We start from the raw sequence: 21075 nt of genomic DNA on the forward strand, positions 1-21075 counted from the left end.
GATAATCCCATAGAGGCGTTAATTACGCGATACCACTCTAATTCATACTTATGTCGCCATAAATATCTCGTCAAGTAACTCCTAAGTTTAACTTATTTTATTACTCTGCAATGTAACGGTTGCTCCCGTACTTTTCTAAAATAAAAATTCTCAAAAAGTCTGCTCCAAGTCCATCTTCATAAAGATTAATACCTCTGGCTTTCACCTACCCCAGCTCTCTTTTTATGTATTATTTCCTTATTACTCTTCTCTTCATTGCATTTATTACTTAATTTTAATTATATGATTAATTTTGTATTAATGTCAATCGTTTTTATTTTATAATTCTTTAAAATTCTTTTAAAGACATAATTTGTATTAATATAAAAATGTTATATACTATCTATAAATAATCATAATTTGTCAGGGAGGTATTATTTTAATGAAAGGCTTAACTCTGCCTAAAGTAGGTGCAAGAAATTTAAAGACCGCTTTAGCTGTAACTTTATGTATAGGCTTATTTGAATTAATACATAGGGAATATCCATTTTATGCTTGTATTGCTGCTGTAATATGTATGAAAGATACAGTTGAAAACTCTTATAAAATGGGAAAAAGCAGAATGATTGGGACTATAACAGGAGGATTAGTTGGTCTTACTCTAACATTTTTAGCCTTAAACCTTAGGTTAATAAAATTTCCTGGAATAATAACAGGAATAGGTATAGTTGTAACAATATATTTACTCAATGCCTTTAACAAAAAAGGTTCTGTTTCTATAGCCTGTATAGTATTAATAGCTATTATGACTAATTTACATGGTAAAGCACCTTATGCTTATGCCATAGATAGAATCATAGATACCTTTATAGGTATAATAATAGCTCTATTAATAAATAAGTATATATATAAATATGAAAATAAAGTAAAAAGTGATTTAGAAAATGTTGAAAATAAGATATCTGAAATAGAAAAAAATATAAAAAAGATATAATTAATTTTGAGGGAAATAAAAACACTAAAATTTATAGGAGGAAATTGTTTGTTTAAATTTAACCTGCAAACTATAGGCGCTAGAAACCTAAAAACTTCTCTTGCTGTATTTACATGCATAATAGTTTTTCATTTATTAGGTCGCTCTAGCGCATTTTTTGCCTGTATAGCTTCTATGATGTGTATGCAAGATACTGTTGAAAACTCTTATAAAATGGGTAAAAACAGAATGCTTGGAACATTTTTAGGTGCTATAGTTGGCTTAATACTAACTACAATTTGTAACTACTTTTCTTTTACACACTTTCTTATATACGCCTTTTTAACGGCAGTTGGTACAACTTTAGCAATATACCTATGCATACTGTTTAATTGTAAGGGAGCTATAAATAGTTCATGTATAGTAGTATTTGCAATAATGACCAACTTAAATGGTCTTGGTTCTTATGAATATGCTTTCAATAGAATCATTGATACCTTTATTGGAGTAATAATAGCTATTGTAATTAATAGACTTATTTTCCCATATCAAAAGAAAGAAGAAGAAAAAAAAAGTTAATAATTTTTTATATAATAAACTTTTATAAAACAAAAATAAGGAATAAAATCTTAATAAGATTTTATTCCTTATTATTTTTAAATTTAGCTACTAACTACTCTTTCATCTACCTTTTTACCAAATATCATAGTTAGTACAAATAATGCTACTAAAGATAATGGAAGTATTATGAAAATACTTAACCCTAATCCAGCTGGAATATAACCAAATACAACAGTTACAATTCCTACAAAAACAGAATACCATATCTGTGTTCTAACGTGTTCTATATGGTCACATCCTGCACCTGTAGAAGAAAGTATTGTAGTATCTGAAATTGGAGAACAATGATCTCCAAAAATAGCTCCAGTTAAAACTGCTGAAGTGCTTACAATAACAAAATTCCACTCTGGATTTATTGCAAAAGCTAAAGGTATTGCAAGAGGCATTAAAATCCCCATAGTTCCATAAGCTGTTCCCGTAGCAAAAGCTATTATAGAACCTAGTATAAATATAATAGATGGTAATAAAAATCCTGGAATAGCATCAGATAAAACACCTACTAAATAGGATGCAGTTCCTAATTCCTTAATTACAGAACTTAAAGACCAAGCTAAAATAAGAATTACTCCTGTTATTAAAAGACCTTTCATGCCTTCAATCCAAATACCAATACCTTCTGATATTGTAAATATTTTTTTACCAACTCCCATTAAAAGTGCTACTATAGTTGCTAATAAAGCTGATTGGAATAAAACTATAGATGCATCAGCATTAGAGAAAGCTGCTTGTATGCTAGCAAAGCTAAAAGGTGCATTATTCATTATCTCTATAATTGCTAAATCTTCTCCTCCCATTACGGTTATCCATCCACTATAATAAAATCCTACTAAGGAGGAAATAATTAAAACTCCAATAGGAATTATTGCATTCCATATGCTTAACTTAATTCCTTTTATAGGTTCTAAATCTTCACTTTCTGAAGATACCTCTGTAACCTTTGGTGAAACTTCTCCTCTTCTAGCCCTTCTCTCTGCTTTAAGCATAGGTCCAAATTCTCTTAAAGTTATAGCCGATATAACAACAAAAGCTAAAATTAATATATTATAAAATCTATAAGGTATAGTTTCTAAAAAAACTCCAAAACCATCAGTCTCTATTCCAACTGTTTTTAATGAATCTCCTATTAGTCCAACTTCTAATCCTATCCAAGTTGATATTATTGCTAATCCTGCAATAGGTGCTGCTGTTGCATCTATTACAAAGGCTAATTTTTCTCTTGAAACTCCTAATTTATCTGTAACTGGTCTCATTATAGGTCCTACTATTAAAGAGTTTGCATAATCATCAAAGAAAACTGCTAATCCTAAAAGCCAAGTAGTAAGTTGAGCACTTTTAACTGTTTTAGCCTTTCTTGCTAAAGCCTCTGCTATAGCCTTTGCACCTCCCATTTTAGCTACTAAATGAATAACTCCTCCAATAACTAAAACTTGAAGTATTATTCCTGCATTCCAAGGGTCTGCTAAGGAATTTAAAGCTCTGTAAGTAAAATCAATAAATCCTTGAACTAAGGCACCAAGTATATTAGTTCCATTTAATTGAAGCATTATACATCCTGTTATTGTTCCTATAAACAACGAGACAACAACATTCTTAGTTAAAAATGCTAGAACAATTGATACTATAGGTGGTAATATTGTCCACATTCCAAATTTAGCTGAATTTGCTGCTGCTACTTCCTCAGAAGCAAAAACTAAAGTTGAACATAGCATTGTCATGACAAAAACCGCTAGAAAAACTTTAAATCTAGTTTTGTTTTTCATAAAAAATCCTCCTTTAAATTATAAAGTGAATTAATTTATAGAGGCTTTCCCTTATTTTTATCATAGAATTTATAAAAAAAGACCTTAGGCTTAATCAACCTAAGGTCTCAACGTTCAATAAAATTACTTTTTCAAATAAATTTTTGTTTGTTTAATTCCCTAAGATGATAGCTCTCCACATTTTTATGTGACAGTTTTGTATATATTCTATACAAACCCAGCATTTAGCTTTAAAGTATCAGCTAAAAACTTCGGCGATAATCCCTTTCCTAAAACTTCAACATCACTTAAACTCCATTTTAGTAATCTTGATTCTCGCACCTCTACATCTTCATTAAATAATTCACTTTTAACTTGTTATATTTGTATACATTTATACAGTATAACCTTAATTCTTTCAAGCATTTAATAAGTTTATTAACTGTTTATTAAAAAAAGTCTCTTTTTATTAAAAAAATCCAGATCTTATTATAGATACTAGTAACCAAAATCCAAAAACTCCAGCTACTATAAAACCTATTAATCCTAAAATAGGAACTCCTTGAAAAGTAGGTCCTATTTTTGCATTTACAACTAAAGAAGAACCAATTATCATACAACCAACTATTAAGGCAAAAGCTATTCTATTGACCATTTTATTTAAATCAGCTAAAGGCTTTTCTGCATCCTTCATCTGAAGTTGTAACTTAGCCCTTCCCTTAGTTAAACTGTCTACAAGCTCTGAAAATTTATCTGGTACTTCAATACTTTTTGAAACAAATTTATATGCATCAGCCATTAATTTATCTTTAGTTAAACTTTTTAAAATTTCTTCTTTGTTTTTTTCTCTAACATAAGGATATATACATTCCATTATTTCTAAATCAGGGTCTATTTTAGCTATAACTCCCTCTAATATAACTGTTGACCTAACTAAAGTTACTAACTCCTTTGGAAACTGTATATTGTTTCTTTCTGCAATTTCAAATATTTCCTTAAGAACATCAGATATTTTTATTGACTTTAAAGAAGCATTTATATATTTAGCTACTATATTTTTCAAGTCATCATATAGTACTGAATAATCTACTTTTCCTTTTTTTATGCCTATTATATTTACAAAATCAACTAAGGTATCTATATCATTTAAAACCATAGCTATCATTGCCTTGTTTAACCAATTTTTTAAATTTGATTCTAATGTTCCAACTAATCCAAAATCTATATAACAAATCTTTCCTTCTTTTATAAATAAATTACCAGGATGAGGGTCTCCATGAAAAAATCCATCTTCAAAAATCTGCTTAAAGAAAGAATTTGCTAATTTATCCGCTACATCATAAACATCATAACCATTTTCTTTTAAAACTTTAAGGTCTGTAATCTTAAAACCATCTATATATTCCATAGTAAGAATTTTTTCAGAGGTTAGCTCATCAATAACTATAGGTGCTTCAACACAAGCTACATTTTTATTAAGCTCTCTAAACTTTTTTGTATTATAGGCTTCCTTTTTAAAATCCAACTCTTTTAAAGTTGCATCCTCAATTTCATCAAAAGCTTCAATAGGATTAATTAAAGTGTTAGCAAAATGATGTGCTGTTAATTTACTAAGCTTTCTTAATATATTTAAATCTAATTTCATTTTTTCATCAATTTTATAATGCTGAACTTTAACTACTACATCTCTTCCATCCATTAACTTAGCTCTATGTACCTGTGCTATAGAAGCAGATGCTAAGGGCTTTTCACTAAATTCTAAAAAATATGTACTAATATCTGTTCCAAAGGAGTCATGAAAAACCTCTTTAACCTTACTAAACTCTGTTATTTCATTGCTATCTTGTAATTTTTCTAATTCATCTATATAAGCTTTAGGAAGTAAATCTGGTCTTGTGCTAAGTATCTGTCCAATTTTAACAAAGGTTGCTCCTAGCTCTTCTAAAGCCTCTCTAAGTGCTTGTGGTCCTGGTTCTACAAATTTACTATTTGGAAGTTTTGATGAAAGCAAATAATCAAAACCATAGTTAGTAAAAACCTTAATTATTTCCTTTAACCTTTTTGCACTTTCTCCCTTGCTCATAAAATTCACCTCCTAATTAAAAATTATAAAAACCCTACAAGGAACTGAAAAGCCTAATCCTCTTAGCTACTTAATATAGCTTTAAATTCTACCCTTCATTATCTTGTAGAGTTTTTTTATTAAATTAAATATTTTCTTCTTTTAACTTAGCTTCTAATTTTTTAACTCTCTCTTTTAATTCATGTATTTCTTTTAAGTTTTCTTTATTAGCTTCTTCAAACATTGTCATAAATTCTTCCTTTGTTAAAGGATGCATACTATCTAACTTGTTTATTATTTCACTTGTTGCTTGACTAGTTTTTGCCTGTACATCTCTTTTTAACTCTTCTGATAAAATTTTTCCATCTTCCACAGTTATTTTACCTTTAGCAACCATATCTTGTACAAAAGAATCTGTTTTTTCATAAGCAGTAGCTGCAGTTCCTATCCCTGCTAATATAACTTTTTTTAATTCGTTCATCATGAAATCATCTCCTAAAACATAGTCTACTTTTTAGTTTATTACATTTTACTCTTAATTTCTTTAAATTTAAAGTTTATTATTCTTAACATACTGTTAATTCTAAAACTATTTTCTGCTCATAAATTTTTCTATATCTTCTACAGATTTTATACATTCCTTTGTTAGAACCTCACAACCATCTTTAGTAACTAATACATCGTCTTCAATTCTTATTCCTATAGCTTCTTCCTCAATATATAATCCTGGCTCTACTGTATAAACCATTCCTTCCTCAAGAATTATATCTCTTCTACCAACATCATGAGTGTCAAGTCCTAAACTATGTCCTATTGAATGGAAGTAATATTTTCTGTAATCTTTTTTATCCTCTATAAGACCTAATCTTACACAGGCTTCAGCTAAAAGTTCATTTGCCTTATTGTTAATTTCATAAAAACCAACTCCTGGTCTTATTGAATTTATTATTTCTTCATTTACCTTTAAAACTTCTTCATAAACTTCTCTTTGTCTTTTAGTAAACTTTCCATTTGCAGGGAATGTTCTAGAAATATCACCATTATAATAATTTACTTGAGCACCTAAATCAAAAAGAATTAAATCTCCATCCTTTATCTCACTATTATTATCAACATAATGAAGAGTTGCTGCATTTACTCCTGCTGCTGCTATAGTTTTAAAAGCATAATCCTTTACTCCATTTTGTTTTAAGTAAAAATCAAAATAAGCTTCTAATTCATATTCCTTCATTCCTGGCTTACATTCTTTCATTAAAAGTTCTACACCCTTAGCTGTTATATGTGCTGCCTTTTTAATTTCTTCTACTTCTTCTTTACATTTAATTTGTCTTAATGAAGCTATATCAGCATAAACATCTTTAACAATTACTTGAGGATATCTTTCTCTAACTTCCTTTGCAAAGCTTTGACTTTTACTAACTTCCTCCTCAAAAGATACTCTTTCTAAATCTAAATAAAGCTTTTCTGAAATTCCATTCGTAAATATTACATTTAAATCTTCTTTAAAATCCTCTAAATATTTAACATTACAAACTCCTGAAACTTCTTTAGCTTCATAATCCCTAATAGTTTTTCCAGTCCATCTTTCTTGCTCTAAATTAGGTCTTAAAATATATAATACTTCTTCAGTAACCCCATTAATTTTTTTAATCATCAATATGTGATTTTCCTCATCTATTCCTGTTAAATAATAAAAATTTCTGTTAGGAGTAAATTGAAAATATTCATCAGCAGTCTTTCTTACTGCATTACCAGCAAATAAAACCACTAAGGAATTATTATCTAATTTTTTTAATAAATTTTCTCTGTTTTTAATAAAAACTTTCTTATCCATTTTAATACCTCCAATTCCTATTTATTAAATTTTACCATATTTAGAATAGAAAATCTTAACATATAATACATATTTATATTTTAATAAAAAAATACCCTTTAGAAAAATTCTAAAGGGTATTTTTTTATTATCTTAATTTCAAAGCTATATATTAAACTCTATCTTTTTTTCCTTCAAATGCATTGATGTACATTTGCTTAATTTCGCTTATTAATGGGTATCTTGGGTTTGCACCTGTACATTGGTCATCAAATGCATCTTCGCTCATTTTTTCTAATGTAGCGTAGAATGATTCTTTTGAAACTCCACAATCAGCTATTGTTGCAGGGATTCCAACTGTTTTCTTAAGGTTATCTATAGCTTTGATTAAGTTATTAACTTTTTCTTCTTCGTTCTTTCCACCTAATCCTAAGTAGTCAGCAATTACTGCATATCTCCATTTAGCATTTGGATATTTGTATTGTGGGAATGCAGCTTGTTTTCTTGGATTGTCAACAGCATTGAATCTTATTACATGGTCTATTAAGATTCCGTTAGCAACTCCATGTGCTATATGGTGTTCTGATCCTAATTTGTGTGCCATTGAGTGACATACTCCTAAGAATGCATTAGCGAATGCCATACCAGCCATTGTTGAAGCATGAGCCATTTTTTCTCTTGCTTTTATATTTGTAGTACCTTCAGCATAAGCTTGTGGTAAATATTTAAATATTAATCTTATAGCTTCTAAAGCTAATCCATTTGTAAATTCTGATGCTAAAACTGAAACGTAAGCTTCTAAAGCATGAGTTAAAGCATCTATACCTGATGCAGCAGTTAATCCTTTTGGCATATTCATCATAAGTTCTGCATCTATAATAGCCATATCTGGAGTTAACTCATAATCTGCTAATGGATATTTTACTCCTGATTGTTCATCAGTTATAACAGCAAATGGTGTTACTTCTGAACCAGTACCAGCTGATGTTGGAACTGAAATCATCATAGCTTTTTGACCCATAGTTGGGAATGGGTAAACTCTCTTTCTTATATCCATAAATCTCATTGCTAAATCTTCAAAAGCAACTTCTGGATGTTCATACATTACCCACATAATTTTAGCAGCATCCATTGGTGAACCTCCACCAAGAGCTATGATTGCATCTGGTTGGTAACTTCTCATTGCTTCAGCACCTTTTTTAGCACAAGCTAAAGTTGGGTCTGGAGTAACTTCTGAGAATACTCTAAAATCTATACCTATTTCTTCTAAAACACTTGTTATTTTATCAACATATCCTAAACTTGCTAATACGTTGTCTGTTACTATAAATACTTTTTTCTTATTTAAATCTTTTAATTCTCTAAGAGCAACTCCTAAAGCACCATATTTGAAATAAACTTTTTCTGGAACTCTGAACCAAAGCATATTTTCTCTCCTCTCAGCTACACTCTTAACATTTATTAAATGTTTAGGACCAACGTTTTCTGAAACTGAGTTTCCACCCCATGATCCACAACCTAATGTTAATGATGGTGCTAGCTTGAAGTTGTAGATATCTCCAATAGCTCCTTGAGTTGATGGCATATTTATTATTGTTCTACCTGTTTTCATAGTTGCACCGAATTTTTTAATTCTGTCTTGTGATTTCATTATGTCAGTATATAAAACTGAAGTATGTCCAAATCCTCCAAGTTCAACTAATCTTTCAGCTTTAACTAAAGCTTCATCAAAGTTAGCAACTCTATACATTCCTAGTACTGGTGATAATTTTTCATGTGAGAATGGTTCTTCTAATTCAACTGATTCAACTTCACCAATTAAAACTTTTGTATCCTTTGGAACCTTAACACCTGCCATATCAGCTATTTTCCATGCTGATTGACCAACTATGTTAGCATTTAAATTACCGTTTATTAAAATTGTTTTTCTTACTTTATCTATCTCTTTATCTTTTAAGAAGTAAGCTCCTCTATCAGCAAATTCTTTTCTTACTTCATCATAAACTTTATCAACAACTAATACTGTTTGCTCAGATGCACAGATAACTCCATTATCAAAAGTTTTTGATAATAATATTGAGTTTACTGCCATTTTAATGTGTGCTGTTTCATCTATTATAGCTGGTGTATTACCTGCTCCAACTCCGATTGCTGGTTTTCCTGATGAATAAGCAGCTTTAACCATTCCTGGTCCACCAGTAGCTAATATAATATCAGCTTCTGACATTAATACTTGTGACATTTCAACTGATGGCTCATCTATCCATCCTATTATATCCTTTGGAGCTCCAGCTTTAACTGCTGCTTCTAAAACAACTCTAGCTGCTTCTATTGTTGAATTTTTAGCTCTTGGATGTGGTGAAAAGAATACAGCATTTCTAGTCTTTAATGATATTAAAGCTTTAAATATAGCTGTTGATGTTGGGTTTGTAGTAGGAACTATTGCTGCTACAACACCTATTGGCTCAGCTATTTTAGTTATACCAAAAGACTCATCTTTTTCTATAACTCCACAAGTTTTTTCATCTTTATATTTATTGTATATATATTCAGCTGCAAAATGGTTTTTTATAACCTTATCTTCAACTATTCCCATTCCTGATTCTTCAACAGCCATTTTTGCTAATCTTATTCTTTCATTGTTAGCCGCTACAGCTGCTTGTCTAAATATCTCATCCACTTGCTCTTGAGAGTAGTTTGAAAACTCTTTTTGAGCTGCTCTAACTTTCTCTAACCTAAGCATTAATTCATCTACATTTGTTACTTTCATTGATACCCACCTCATTTATAGATTAGTCTTATTTTCATAATATATAAAATTAATTAAAAGCACTAGTTAAGTTTTTAACTTTAATAAAATTCCATTTAAGAATTTTTTTTCATTTATTTTGGCTTTTAAAGGTAATAAATTACTTTTCCAAGTTCTTTACCAACCTTACGAGATTATAATATCATGATAAACAAAAAAAATCTAGACTTTTTTTAACATTTTTTACATTTTCTCGACAAAAATTCGTTATTTTTTTAACTATTTTGTGATTTTTTTATCAACCTTAAAGTTTTATTTTTTAGTTAAACGATTTCTGTAATATTTTGTATCCTTTACATAGCCTTTTCATATTTAAATTAAAAACTATTCGTTAACTCTTTTCAAAAAAAATTAACTTTTAAAAATTACAAAGCAAAGAAAATTCCTACTATTATTACTGCCATTATAATAGCTGTTATATCTGCCATAAAAGCCGCCCAAAAAGTGTGTCTTATTTTTTTTATTCCAACAGCCCCAAAATAAACTGTTATTGTATAAAATATTGTTTCTGTTCCACCCATTATTACAGAGGAAATTAAACCCTCTCTAGTATCTGGACCAAAGGTATTTATTATTTCTGTATAAACTCCTAAAGCTCCACTTCCAGATAGAGGTTTAATTAATACTAAAGGAACAACATCCTTAGGTAAACCTATTAAAGATACAACAGGTTCTAAAAGATTGTTTAAATAATTAAGTAAATTAGCATCCTTAAATATTCTTATAGCAATCATCATAGCTAATAAAGCTGGAAAGATTTTAAAGCATACCATAAGTCCTTCCTTTGCTCCTTCTATAAACCATTCATAAACCTTTCTCCCTTTAAACATTCCATAAACTATTATTAAAAGAAATATTATTGGAACTATATTATTCGCAAACAAAATTCTCTCCTCCTAAAAATACCTTTGTAAAATCTTTGAACACATAATTCCTACACAACAAGCAATAAAGGTACATATAATAGCAGGAACTATTATACTAGCAGGATTACTAGAACCTGCTGCTGCTCTAATTGATATAACTGTTGAAGGAATTAACTGAATACAAGAAGCATTTATAACTAAAAATAAGGCCATATCATTTGAAGCCCTTCCTTTTTTCTCTTTATTTATCTTATTTAATTCACTCATAGCTTTAATCCCAAGAGGAGTAGCTGCATTAGATAGTCCAAACATGTTAGCCGTTAAATTCATAACAATAGCTCCCATTGCTTCTTCATTATCTGCACTTTCCTTAAATATTCTTTTTAATATAGGATTTAATAACTTTGCAACCTTAGAAGTTAGTCCACTTTTTTCTGCAATTTTCATTACTCCACACCAAAAACACATAATTCCAACTAGTGAAATTATAAACTTTACTGCACCTTCTGAAGATTCTGTAAGCCCCTTTGTAATCAACTCTCCCTGGCCTGTCATTATGCTAAAAATCAATCCTAAGGCTATAATTGCAAACCATATATAATTAATCATCTCTCCTCCTAAATCACAAGTAATTTCTGTATAATATATGCCTTGCATAGTTAGAATAGTAGTGTTACCATAAAACTACAAAGAACGAATTTACTTCAAAGGAGAATTTTTATATGAACGAAAATAATTTAAAGTTAGCTCAACAAGATATAGATGAAGTTTTAAAAACTGTAGAAGAACTTGAAGTTCAAATAGATGCTTTAAGCAAAGATGATTTAAAGCAAAAATTCGTTACTCTAACAGAGAAAGTAAAAAAACTTGAAGATTTATTAAAAGATGAAGGTATTATATAAAAAAAAGCTGAGCTTAGTAATTACTAAACTCAGCTTTTTTTAATTTATAGCTTCTGATTTTATATTATCTTCTTTTTTAAATTCTTTAATTACAAAAGCTCCTGTAATTAATGTTGATAAGAAGTCTGATACTGTTCCAGCTAACCAAACACCTGTTAAGCCTAACCCAGCAACCTTAGGTAAAATTAAAGTTAAGGGTATTAATAATATAACCTGTCTTAATAAACTTAAGAAAGTAGCTAACTTAGCCTTTCCTATTGATTGGAAATAGTTAGAACCAACTATTGATATTCCTATGATTGGCATCATAAGTAAGTAAATTCTAAGACCAGGAACTCCTATCTCTAAAAGCTTAGGATCTGAATTAAATAAGCCAATAACAAAAGATGGGAAAGCTTGAATTAATATTCCGCCTAAAACTAGTATTATTGTTGCAGCTATCATTGCTAACTTTACTGTTTTTTGTGCTCTATCATACTTCTTTGCTCCATAATTATATCCAATAATAGGTTGAGACCCTTGATTTATTCCGAATATAGGCATTAAGAAAATCATAGATACTGATGATATTATCGCCATAGCTCCCATAGCCAAATCACCACCATAAGTTCTTAAAGCATTATTTGCTATTACTTGAACTACACTAGCTGCCATTTGCATTGAAAAAGGCGCTACACCTATTGCTAAAATAATCTTAACTAAAGGCCAGTCTAATTTAAGAGTTTCTAACTTCAATTTTAAATTTGAACTTCCTAAAGTATAATAATAAAACATTATTAAAGTTGTAATTATTTGAGATATTACAGTAGCTAAAGCTGCTCCCTTTATTCCAAAATCAAATACAAAAATAAAAACTGCATCTAATATTACATTTATAATACATCCTAAAATCATTACTGCAGCAGACATTTTAGGATTTCCATCAGCTCTTATTGTACTATATAGTGAAAAGGACATTAAATTAAATATAGTTCCTAAAAGTATTATATTTATATACTCTTTTGCATAAAAAATTGTAGTTTCACTAGCACCAAATAACCCTAAAATATTATCAGAAAAAGCTATTCCTATAAATGTTAATACTAAAGAAATTATTGTTACTAAAACTATAGAATTTCCTAATATTTTCTCTGCATCTTTTCTTTTGTTTTGACCAAATTTTATAGAAATATTTGCTGTTGCACCAATTCCTATAAGCATTCCAAACCCAAGTAATATAGACATAATAGGCATTGTTATAGCCACTCCAGTAATGGCCATAGGTCCAACTCCAGGAATATGTCCTATGAATATTCTATCAACAATATTATAAAGTGCATTAACTAGCATACCTATAATAGCTGGTACCGAGTATTTTATTAAAAGTTTTATTTCAGATTCTTCCCCTAGTAATTTTTGATCTCTCATAAGCCTTCCTCCTTTATTCTATATTTCTTAAATATATACTAACTTATCTATTATACATTAATTATTTAATTTTAGTCAGTTAATTTTAAAAAATAAAAAAACCACATAAAAGTCAAATTTATTTAAATACACTAAAATTAAACAAACTTAACTCTTATATGGTTTTATAATATTTACATAGTTAATTCTCTATATAGTAAAGTTCCACCTATTAATGTAGCTGATGTAAGAGTATTTACAATCAAAGAAAAAATCAATACAGTTATAAAATTTTGACCTAATATTGAAGCAAGTATAATTGTTATAAAATTAATTATAAAAACTAAAATTACCTGCTTTAAAACTACAGTTAAAAAGTTGTTTTTAACTAAAATAAAACTTTCCTTTATACTTTCTATTATATTTTTATTTTCAAATATAGAGCATGGCATAGCTATTACAAAAAATAAAGATATAACTATTCCTAATGGTGCAAAAATACTAGAACCTAAAGAAACAGCAAGATTTTGTATAAGAAATACACCTATAGGAAAAACAGGATTCTTAAAGGCAGACTTTACTGTTTCTAACCAAGAAACCTTTTCCCCATTAATAAAATTATTAGCTAATCTTATTATTGCTATAGATGAGATTGCTAAACTAAATATTCCTATAAAAGCAAATATAGGATTCCCACCTAAAAGTGTAGGAATAGCAAAAAGAATAGATATTATAGCTATGCTACCTAAATTTTTAATAAATATGCTAAATACAGCTTTTAAAAACTGTCCTACAGATAATTTTTTATTAATTTTTTGCTCCATAAAACTCCTCCAATCAAAATATATAATAATAATCATATCAAAATTAATATAAATTTTGCTTGAATTCACTTTAATTTAACACTTTTTGTATATTTGTTTTACATATTTTATACTCCTATATAAAATAAATAAAATCCTATCAATATAATAATTACTCCTAATATATTTTTTAATAAATTTCCTATCTTTTTTCCCTTTTCAGAATAGGCTATTTTTTCAACTAATCCAAAAGAAGTTCCTGCTAAAATTATTAGTACACTATGCCCTAAAGAATACATTAAAAGCATAATCATTCCGATAAATAAATTTCCACTAGCTGTTATAAAAGTTATTATTGCTGCCATTATAGGTGTTGCACAGGGAGATGATAAAACTCCACTTAGTATCCCTAAAAATAAAGCCTCAAAAATATTATCTCTTTTTTTAACAATCTTACAGGAATCTTTTTTATCTCCAAATAAATTTATAACCTCTAAAACTTGCAATCCAGAAGCTATCATAATAAAAGCTAATATAACATACCAAAACTTCCCTGCCCCAATAAATGCTTTTCCTACTAAAGCTGTAAATAATCCTATTAAAGTAAAGGATATTCCAATTCCTAAGGAAAATAAAATAGAATATTTAAAAGCTTTTTTATTATCTTTAATATTATTTCCTTCTACATAGCCTATTAATAATGGTATAGATGATAGTATGCAAGGACTAAAGGAAGCTACGATACCAGCAAAAAATGAAAGGAAAATAGCTAAAAACCAATTATCTAATATTATATTGTTAAAATAAGATAAAAACTCCATAAATTATTTAACCCCCAAAGAATTTAAAATTACTTCTATGCTATTTCTTCTCATAAGACCTTGATGTATATAAAATTCTTCTCCATTTTTATCTAAAAAAACTGTTGTAGGAACAACCTTTGCATCATATTTATCTGCTAAATCTATATTTTTTTCTTCTTCTAATCTTGCATAATAAATATTAAATTTTCCTTCTCTACCTTTAGAAACTTCACTTAACTCTTTTTGCATTTCTACACAATAGGGGCATGTATCTGTTTTAAACATTATTATTGTCGGTACTTCACTTTTAGCTTCTTCTAAGCTTTTAATTACATTTGTATTTTTAAAACTTTCTTCCTTTTTAGCTTCTAAATAATTCTTCCCAAAATAAATAGTAACTAAGGAAATAAAAACAAGACTTAGTATAACTATTTTTTTCTTTTTATTCACCTCCAAATTCCCCCCTTAAAATTAATTTTTGCAAAATAAAAAGGCAACATAGTTTAATCTTATGTTACCTAAGGATTATGCATTTTTTATGCATTAATTATTTACAACTATCTCTTTCTATCAATTCATGATTTAACACAAAATGATCTTGATCTAGTGGTTTATTATTTATAATTTTAATTAACATTCTCATAGCAATAGAGCCCATATCATACATAGGTTGTGCTACTGTTGTTAATTTTGGATAAAATACATGGGCTAAGTCTATGTCATTAAAACCAATAACACTTACTTCTTCAGGAACACTTATTCCCTTATCCCTTAAAGCATTTATAGCACCCATAGCTATTTCATCTGAAGCACATATTATGCCTTCTATGTCTTGCCCTCTATCAAGGATTGTTAAAATTGCATCATAACCTGTTTTAACTTTTAAATTTTTAAAATAAGTTAATTCTTCATTTAATTCTATATTAGAATCTTTTAATGCAGCTTTATATCCTTTATATCTTTTTCCCCAAGCATTATTTAAATCACCTTCTACACCTATAAAGGCTATGTTCTTCATTCCTTTATCTATTAAATGCTTAGTGGCTTCATATGTAGCTTTTTCATTGTCTATAGTTACACTTGGGAACTTTCCATTTTGCTCATCATTTTCAACTAAAACTGTTTTTAAATCTAATTCGTTTATTAAATTTAAAGTTTCTTCTCCTAAAGATGAACTCATGTAAAGAACACCATCAACCATTTTTTCCTTAAGAACTCTTAAGTACTCTTTTTCCTTTTCTAAGTCTAAGTCTGAATTACATAACATTACATTATATTTATATATGTTTGCTACATCTTCAGCACCTCTAACTATTTCAGGATATATTTGATTTGATATGTCAGGTACTAATATCCCTACAGTTCTTGTTCTATGTGTTTTTAAACTTCTTGCTACTATATTAGGTCTGTACCCTAATTTTTTTATCGCTTCTAAAACTTTTTTCTTCGTTTCTTCGTTTACAACGTCAATGTCATTTAATACTCTTGAAACTGTTGCTATTGATACTCCAGCTTCTCTAGCAACATCTTTAATTGAAGCAGCCATCTAACTCAACTCCTATACTCTAACTTATTACCTATCTATTTCTTAATACTTCAATATTATAATGATAAGTTTACATTTATACAAGGAATTTATGTGCATTTCTAAAATTTGATTAAATTCCTCTCAAATTCTCCCTTAAAAAAACGTTTTCTTATTAATAATTGTAATAAAATTCAAATGGTAATTCAATGCAAAAATTCTTATTATATTAGTTTTTTCTTATAATATTATTTATTAATTATTTGAATTATGTTGTATAATCAATATATTATTATTTATTGATTATATTAACCACACTTTAAAAATTTATAACAGATAAGGAAAATTTTTAGGAGGTAAATAAAATGTATAAAGATATAGATATAAGAGAATCTATAAATCTAATAGAAGAAGAAAAAGATTTATTAATTTTAGATGTAAGAACTGAAGAGGAATATAATGAAGAAGGCCATATAAAAAATGCTAAACTTATTCCTTTAGGAAGATTATTATTTTCTATAGACGAACTTGACGGCTATGAAGATTCTCCAATTCTTGTTTACTGTAGAAGAGGCTCTAGAAGTATGCAAGCTTGTGAAATCTTAGAGGATAATGGATTTACTAAGCTTTATAATATGTTAGGTGGATTTTCAAAGTTAGTTAATGAAGCTCCAAAAGAGCTTTGGGAAAAATAATAAAAAGAGAGCAATTAAAATTGCTCTCTTTTTATTTTAATCTCTTTTTGAAACAGCCATGTTTAATATTTCACCATTTATTTTAGCTTCTGAATAATTAGCTTCTCCGTTATAAACAATTTCCTCTGTTAAAGTTTCTTTCTTTATAACCTCTTCAAATTTCTTAATTACCTCTAAAAGCATTTGATTATTAGCTACATAAAGAGTTATCTTATCAGCAACTTCAAAACCACTTTCTTTTCTCATGTTTTGAATCTTTGATATAATTTCTCTTACATGACCTTCTTCTCTTAGTTCATCAGTTATAGTAGTATCTAAAACAACACCTACTGAACCTTCTCCTGCAAAAGCAAATCCTTCTAATCCTTGCATTGTTACAAGTAAGTTTTCAGCATTTAATTCTATGTCATTTCCATCTATAGTTATAACTTCAACTCCACAATTTTGGATTTTTTGAGCTAATTCCATTTGATTTCTTGAAGCTATTTCTTTTCTTATAGCTGGTATTAACTTACCATAAGCTCTTCCTAAAACAGGTAAGTTAGGTTTAATTTCAAAGTTAACATATTTAGAAAGGTCTGCACCTAACTCTACTTCCTTAATATTTAACTCATCTTTTATTATATCTCCATAATAGTTTGGAAGTTCTGAAGTTGAAAGAAGCATTTTTGAAAGTGGCTGTCTATTTTTTATATTAGCACCATTTCTAGCACTTCTTCCTAGTTTAACTATTTTATAAGCTAAATCCATTTTTTCTTCTAACTTCTTATCTATAGCTTTTTCATCAACTTCAGGCCATGCTCCTAAGTGTATACTTTCTAAAGCATTTTCATCTAAGTTAACTACTAAGTTTTGATATATTTCTTCAGTTATAAATGGTACAAATGGAGCTGAAACTTTACATAAAGTTACTAAAACTCTGTATAAAGTAGTGTATGCACCTATCTTATCATCAGTTAATTCTTCAGACCAGTATCTAGCTCTATTTCTTCTTACATACCAGTTTGATAATTCATCAGTAAATTCTTCTATCTCTAAAGCTGCTTGAGTTATTCTGTAGTTATTTAAATGGTCATCTACATCCTTAACTAAAGTATTAAGTTTTGACATTATCCATTTATCCATTACATTTTCTGATACGAAATCTTTATACTCTAATGGATTAAATTTATCTAACTCTGCGTATAAAATATAGAATGAATAAACATTCCATAATGTACTTAAGAATTTTCTTTGAGTTTCAGCAACATCTTCTATTGAAAATCTAGTTGGTAACCATGGAGCACTTGCAGTATAGAAATGCCATCTTGTAGCATCAGCTCCTTGTGAATCAAGCACTTCAAATGGATCTACTACATTTCCTTTAGATTTTGACATCTTTAATCCTTTTTTATCAAGAACATGACCTAAAACTATACAGTTTTCAAATGGATTTCTATCAAATATAGCAGTTGAAATTGCTAATAATGTATAAAACCAACCTCTTGTTTGGTCAACAGCCTCTGATATAAATTGAGCAGGATAATTTGCCTCAAATAATTCTTTATTTTCAAATGGATAATGATGTTGTGCAAATGGCATTGAACCTGAATCAAACCAACAGTCAATAACCTCCGCTGTTCTCTTCATTTCTTTATTACAATGAGGACAATTTAAATGAACCTTATCAATGTATGGTTTATGAAGTTCTATATCTTCAGGAACATTTATTCCTTTAGTTTTTAATTCTTCAATACTTCCTATACACTCTCTATGTCCGCACTCACATTCCCATATTGGAAGTGGAGTTCCCCAGTATCTATCTCTTGAAATACCCCAATCTATAACATTTTCTAAGAACTTACCAAATCTACCGTTCTTTATGTTATCAGGATACCAATTTATCTTTTCATTATTTGCTAAAAGTTTATCTCTTAATGTTGTCATTGCAACAAACCAGCTTTCCTTTGGATAGTAAAGTAGCGGTGTATCACATCTCCAACAATGTGGATATGAGTGAGTATGCTTTTCAGCTTTAAATAACTTGTTTTGTTCTTTTAAGTAATCAACTATTTGTTGGTCGCACTTTTTAACAAACTTTCCAGCCCATGGAGTTACTTCTTCCACAAAGTTACCACTTAAATCAACTAAATTTAAGAATGCTAATCCATTTTGCTTTCCAATTAAGTTATCATCCTCACCATAAGCAGGTGCTATATGAACTATACCTGTACCATCTGATAATGTTACATAATCTCCATGAACAACTACGAAAGCTTTTCCTTCTGTTGGAGTTACAAATGGTAATAACTGTTCATATTCCATTCCTAATAGTTCTTCACCTTTGAATTCTCTTACTATTTCAAAGCCTTCTCCTAAAACTTTAGGTGCTAATTCTTTAGCTAAGATGTAGATTTCATCTCCTTCTGCTTCTTTAGCCTCTACATAGTCATAAGCTTTATTTATACATAAAGCAACGTTTGAAGGTAAAGTCCAAGGAGTTGTTGTCCAAGCTAAGAAGTATTTATTATCTTCTCCTTTAACTTTAAACTTAGCTATAGCTGTTAAGTCCTTAACATCTTTATATCCTTGTGAAACTTCGTGAGAAGATAAACTTGTTCCACATCTTGGGCAGTAAGGCATTGTTTTATAACCTTTATATAAAAGTTTTTTATCCCACATTTGCTTTAAAGCCCACCATACTGATTCTATGTATGGATTATGGTAAGTAACATATGGATTTTCCATATCTACCCAGTAACCTATTTGCTCAGTCATTTTTTCCCACATGCTAACATATGTGAATACACTATCCTTACATTCAGTTACAAACTTTTCAACCCCATAATCTTCTATTTGAGGTTTACCTGAAATTCCAAGCTTCTTCTCAATTTCAAGTTCAACTGGAAGTCCATGAGTATCCCATCCAGCTTTTCTTATAACCTTATATCCCTTCATAACTTTATATCTTGGGATTATATCTTTCATAACTCTTGTTAAAACATGACCTACATGAGGTTTACCATTAGCTGTTGGAGGTCCGTCATAGAAAGTAAAGTATTCACCATCTTGATTCATATCAAAGTTCTTTTTTATTATGTTTTTTTCTTTCCAAAGGTCTGCAACTTCTTTTTCTACACCAACAAAACCCTTAGGTAATTCAACTTTTTTATACATATTGAAACTCCTTTCCTTCTCTTGTTTAATATTTTAATTATTTACTAATAATAAATTATTTAGCCAGTTTACTTTAGATAAAATAAAAAAAACTCCATCCCAAAAGGACGAAGTTGTATTCGCTATACCACCTAAAGTTCAAACCTATCTAATAATTTAATTATAAGTATTAAAATTTTACATTTTTATGATAGGTAATTAAAAGCACCTATAATGCTCGCATCCTATAACGTAGATATACGGGATAACTTAATAAGAATATATTCCTTTCAGTCTCCAACTCCCAGGTGATTTTCCTTAAATATACCTATAGTTTCACACCAAACAACTACTCTCTGAATAAAGTTCTATTTAAGTACTTGCCCTGTTCACAGTCTTTAAAGAAATTATATAATAGCACTTTTAAAAAGTCAACGTAACAAAACCATATATTTGAAAGATTAGATTAATTATTTAATATAAATTATAATAAAAAATCATTTTTGACATAGTCTAATAGTATAAGAAAATACTATTCATTAAAGATAATAAAAGTTAATGAATAATTTTTATTATTTAATGTTGACTTTTCTTATCAAGTAACTTATAATTAAATCATCAAATACATTCCATTCCCTTTTGTTAATCGTGCTGTTTTACTTTACATAAATAGGAGGAAAATAGTATGACTGATAACAATAATTTAAATCAACAAGTAATTGATAAAATGACTAAAGTTTGTATCTGCAGAGCAATCTCAAGAGCAAAAATTAAGGAAGCCATCAAAGATGGTGCAAACACAGTTGAAGCAGTAGCTAAAAAAACTGGTGCTACAACTGGTTCTTGTAAGGGTTGCAGATGTAGAGATAAAATTGAAGAATTAATTGAAGATAACCAATAATTCTTTTAAGCAAAACTTATTTACTGTTTTAATTTTGTATCTCCCTAAAAGAGTACCTGTATA

The 21075-nt window shown here is 28.8% G+C and carries 18 protein-coding genes, 1 riboswitch and 2 other annotated features; of the genes, 5 read left to right on the forward strand and 13 right to left on the reverse strand.

What is annotated here, in order from left to right; all coding sequences use genetic code 11:
* Positions 1-8: 8 nt before the first annotated feature.
* Positions 9-265: a binding site (T-box leader), on the reverse strand.
* Between the two features lie 156 nt (positions 266-421).
* A complete protein-coding gene (locus AC4FRL_RS09795) occupies positions 422-973 on the forward strand; it encodes an FUSC family protein (protein ID WP_491140015.1) in 552 nt (183 codons plus the stop codon).
* Positions 974-1021: 48 nt separating this feature from the next.
* A complete protein-coding gene (locus tag AC4FRL_RS09800; protein ID WP_491140017.1) occupies positions 1022-1531 on the forward strand; it encodes an FUSC family protein in 510 nt (169 codons plus the stop codon).
* Between the two features lie 83 nt (positions 1532-1614).
* Here the strand turns inward: AC4FRL_RS09800 and AC4FRL_RS09805 are convergent, their stop codons facing one another.
* The 7 genes from AC4FRL_RS09805 to AC4FRL_RS09835 all read right to left on the reverse strand — a co-directional run bounded on the left by AC4FRL_RS09805 (position 1615) and on the right by AC4FRL_RS09835 (position 11471).
* Positions 1615-3333 carry a Na+/H+ antiporter NhaC family protein gene (locus AC4FRL_RS09805; protein WP_491140018.1) on the reverse strand — a complete coding sequence of 573 codons (1719 nt, stop codon included), beginning with the start codon at positions 3331-3333 and terminating at the stop codon, positions 1615-1617.
* Between the two features lie 160 nt (positions 3334-3493).
* Positions 3494-3667: riboswitch (Lysine riboswitch) on the reverse strand.
* Between the two features lie 114 nt (positions 3668-3781).
* Complete coding sequence (locus tag AC4FRL_RS09810; protein WP_491140019.1) at positions 3782-5395, reverse strand: ABC1 kinase family protein; 1614 nt, start codon at positions 5393-5395, stop codon at positions 3782-3784.
* Between the two features lie 124 nt (positions 5396-5519).
* On the reverse strand, positions 5520-5858 hold the full coding sequence (locus AC4FRL_RS09815) for a phasin family protein (protein WP_491140020.1): 339 nt from the start codon (positions 5856-5858) through the stop codon (positions 5520-5522).
* Between the two features lie 105 nt (positions 5859-5963).
* Positions 5964-7208, reverse strand: coding sequence for an aminopeptidase P family protein (locus tag AC4FRL_RS09820; protein WP_491140021.1), 1245 nt, complete (start codon positions 7206-7208; stop codon positions 5964-5966).
* A gap of 151 nt (positions 7209-7359) precedes the next feature.
* A complete protein-coding gene (adhE, locus tag AC4FRL_RS09825; protein ID WP_491140022.1) occupies positions 7360-9957 on the reverse strand; it encodes a bifunctional acetaldehyde-CoA/alcohol dehydrogenase in 2598 nt (865 codons plus the stop codon).
* 404 nt (positions 9958-10361) lie between these two features.
* Entirely contained in the window at positions 10362-10880 is a 519-nt protein-coding gene (locus tag AC4FRL_RS09830) for a spore maturation protein (protein ID WP_491140023.1), read from the reverse strand.
* 12 nt (positions 10881-10892) lie between these two features.
* A complete protein-coding gene (locus AC4FRL_RS09835; protein WP_491140024.1) occupies positions 10893-11471 on the reverse strand; it encodes a nucleoside recognition domain-containing protein in 579 nt (192 codons plus the stop codon).
* Positions 11472-11584: 113 nt separating this feature from the next.
* Here AC4FRL_RS09835 and AC4FRL_RS09840 point away from each other — a divergent pair, with 113 nt between their 5' ends.
* Positions 11585-11764, forward strand: coding sequence for a hypothetical protein (locus AC4FRL_RS09840; RefSeq protein ID WP_491140025.1), 180 nt, complete (start codon positions 11585-11587; stop codon positions 11762-11764).
* 39 nt (positions 11765-11803) lie between these two features.
* Here AC4FRL_RS09840 and AC4FRL_RS09845 read toward each other — a convergent pair whose 3' ends face one another.
* The 5 genes from AC4FRL_RS09845 to AC4FRL_RS09865 form a co-directional block, all read right to left on the reverse strand.
* Positions 11804-13171, reverse strand: coding sequence for an MATE family efflux transporter (locus AC4FRL_RS09845; protein WP_491140026.1), 1368 nt, complete (start codon positions 13169-13171; stop codon positions 11804-11806).
* A gap of 173 nt (positions 13172-13344) precedes the next feature.
* On the reverse strand, positions 13345-13974 hold the full coding sequence (locus AC4FRL_RS09850; protein ID WP_491140027.1) for a hypothetical protein: 630 nt from the start codon (positions 13972-13974) through the stop codon (positions 13345-13347).
* Positions 13975-14081: 107 nt separating this feature from the next.
* The gene (locus AC4FRL_RS09855; RefSeq protein WP_491140028.1) at positions 14082-14774 is read right to left on the reverse strand and encodes a cytochrome c biogenesis CcdA family protein; all 693 of its coding nucleotides are present in this window, start codon (positions 14772-14774) and stop codon (positions 14082-14084) included.
* A 3-nt stretch (positions 14775-14777) separates the two neighbouring features.
* Positions 14778-15206: a thioredoxin fold domain-containing protein gene (locus tag AC4FRL_RS09860; RefSeq protein ID WP_491140029.1), complete on the reverse strand. Its 429-nt coding sequence runs from the start codon at positions 15204-15206 to the stop codon at positions 14778-14780.
* A gap of 97 nt (positions 15207-15303) precedes the next feature.
* Entirely contained in the window at positions 15304-16302 is a 999-nt protein-coding gene (locus tag AC4FRL_RS09865) for a LacI family DNA-binding transcriptional regulator (protein ID WP_491140030.1), read from the reverse strand.
* Between the two features lie 344 nt (positions 16303-16646).
* On the opposite strand from AC4FRL_RS09865, the gene AC4FRL_RS09870 reads away from it, so the two are divergent.
* Positions 16647-16976: a rhodanese-like domain-containing protein gene (locus tag AC4FRL_RS09870; RefSeq protein WP_491140031.1), complete on the forward strand. Its 330-nt coding sequence runs from the start codon at positions 16647-16649 to the stop codon at positions 16974-16976.
* A gap of 36 nt (positions 16977-17012) precedes the next feature.
* On the opposite strand, the gene ileS is transcribed toward AC4FRL_RS09870, so the two are convergent.
* Positions 17013-20132 (reverse strand): isoleucine--tRNA ligase, encoded by a 3120-nt coding sequence (ileS, locus tag AC4FRL_RS09875; RefSeq protein WP_491140032.1) that lies wholly within the window; start codon positions 20130-20132, stop codon positions 17013-17015.
* 100 nt (positions 20133-20232) lie between these two features.
* Positions 20233-20513, reverse strand: a binding site (T-box leader).
* 283 nt (positions 20514-20796) lie between these two features.
* Here ileS and AC4FRL_RS09880 point away from each other — a divergent pair.
* Positions 20797-21012: a (2Fe-2S)-binding protein gene (locus AC4FRL_RS09880; RefSeq protein ID WP_491140033.1), complete on the forward strand. Its 216-nt coding sequence runs from the start codon at positions 20797-20799 to the stop codon at positions 21010-21012.
* The last annotated feature ends 63 nt before the right edge of the window (positions 21013-21075 follow it).

This window comes from Clostridium sp. TJA032, assembly GCF_058310275.1.

Coding starts and splice junctions, on each gene's coding strand:
- AC4FRL_RS09865 (WP_491140030.1), bottom strand. CDS start 16,302: ATGGCTGCTTCAATTAAAGATGTTGCTAGAGAAGCTGGAGTATCAATA.
- AC4FRL_RS09820 (WP_491140021.1), bottom strand. CDS start 7,208: ATGGATAAGAAAGTTTTTATTAAAAACAGAGAAAATTTATTAAAAAAA.
- ileS (WP_491140032.1), bottom strand. CDS start 20,132: ATGTATAAAAAAGTTGAATTACCTAAGGGTTTTGTTGGTGTAGAAAAA.
- AC4FRL_RS09810 (WP_491140019.1), bottom strand. CDS start 5,395: ATGAGCAAGGGAGAAAGTGCAAAAAGGTTAAAGGAAATAATTAAGGTT.
- AC4FRL_RS09840 (WP_491140025.1), top strand. CDS start 11,585: ATGAACGAAAATAATTTAAAGTTAGCTCAACAAGATATAGATGAAGTT.
- AC4FRL_RS09795 (WP_491140015.1), top strand. CDS start 422: ATGAAAGGCTTAACTCTGCCTAAAGTAGGTGCAAGAAATTTAAAGACC.
- AC4FRL_RS09845 (WP_491140026.1), bottom strand. CDS start 13,171: ATGAGAGATCAAAAATTACTAGGGGAAGAATCTGAAATAAAACTTTTA.
- AC4FRL_RS09880 (WP_491140033.1), top strand. CDS start 20,797: ATGACTGATAACAATAATTTAAATCAACAAGTAATTGATAAAATGACT.
- AC4FRL_RS09850 (WP_491140027.1), bottom strand. CDS start 13,974: ATGGAGCAAAAAATTAATAAAAAATTATCTGTAGGACAGTTTTTAAAA.
- AC4FRL_RS09870 (WP_491140031.1), top strand. CDS start 16,647: ATGTATAAAGATATAGATATAAGAGAATCTATAAATCTAATAGAAGAA.
- AC4FRL_RS09835 (WP_491140024.1), bottom strand. CDS start 11,471: ATGATTAATTATATATGGTTTGCAATTATAGCCTTAGGATTGATTTTT.
- AC4FRL_RS09815 (WP_491140020.1), bottom strand. CDS start 5,858: ATGATGAACGAATTAAAAAAAGTTATATTAGCAGGGATAGGAACTGCA.
- adhE (WP_491140022.1), bottom strand. CDS start 9,957: ATGAAAGTAACAAATGTAGATGAATTAATGCTTAGGTTAGAGAAAGTT.
- AC4FRL_RS09855 (WP_491140028.1), bottom strand. CDS start 14,774: ATGGAGTTTTTATCTTATTTTAACAATATAATATTAGATAATTGGTTT.
- AC4FRL_RS09805 (WP_491140018.1), bottom strand. CDS start 3,333: ATGAAAAACAAAACTAGATTTAAAGTTTTTCTAGCGGTTTTTGTCATG.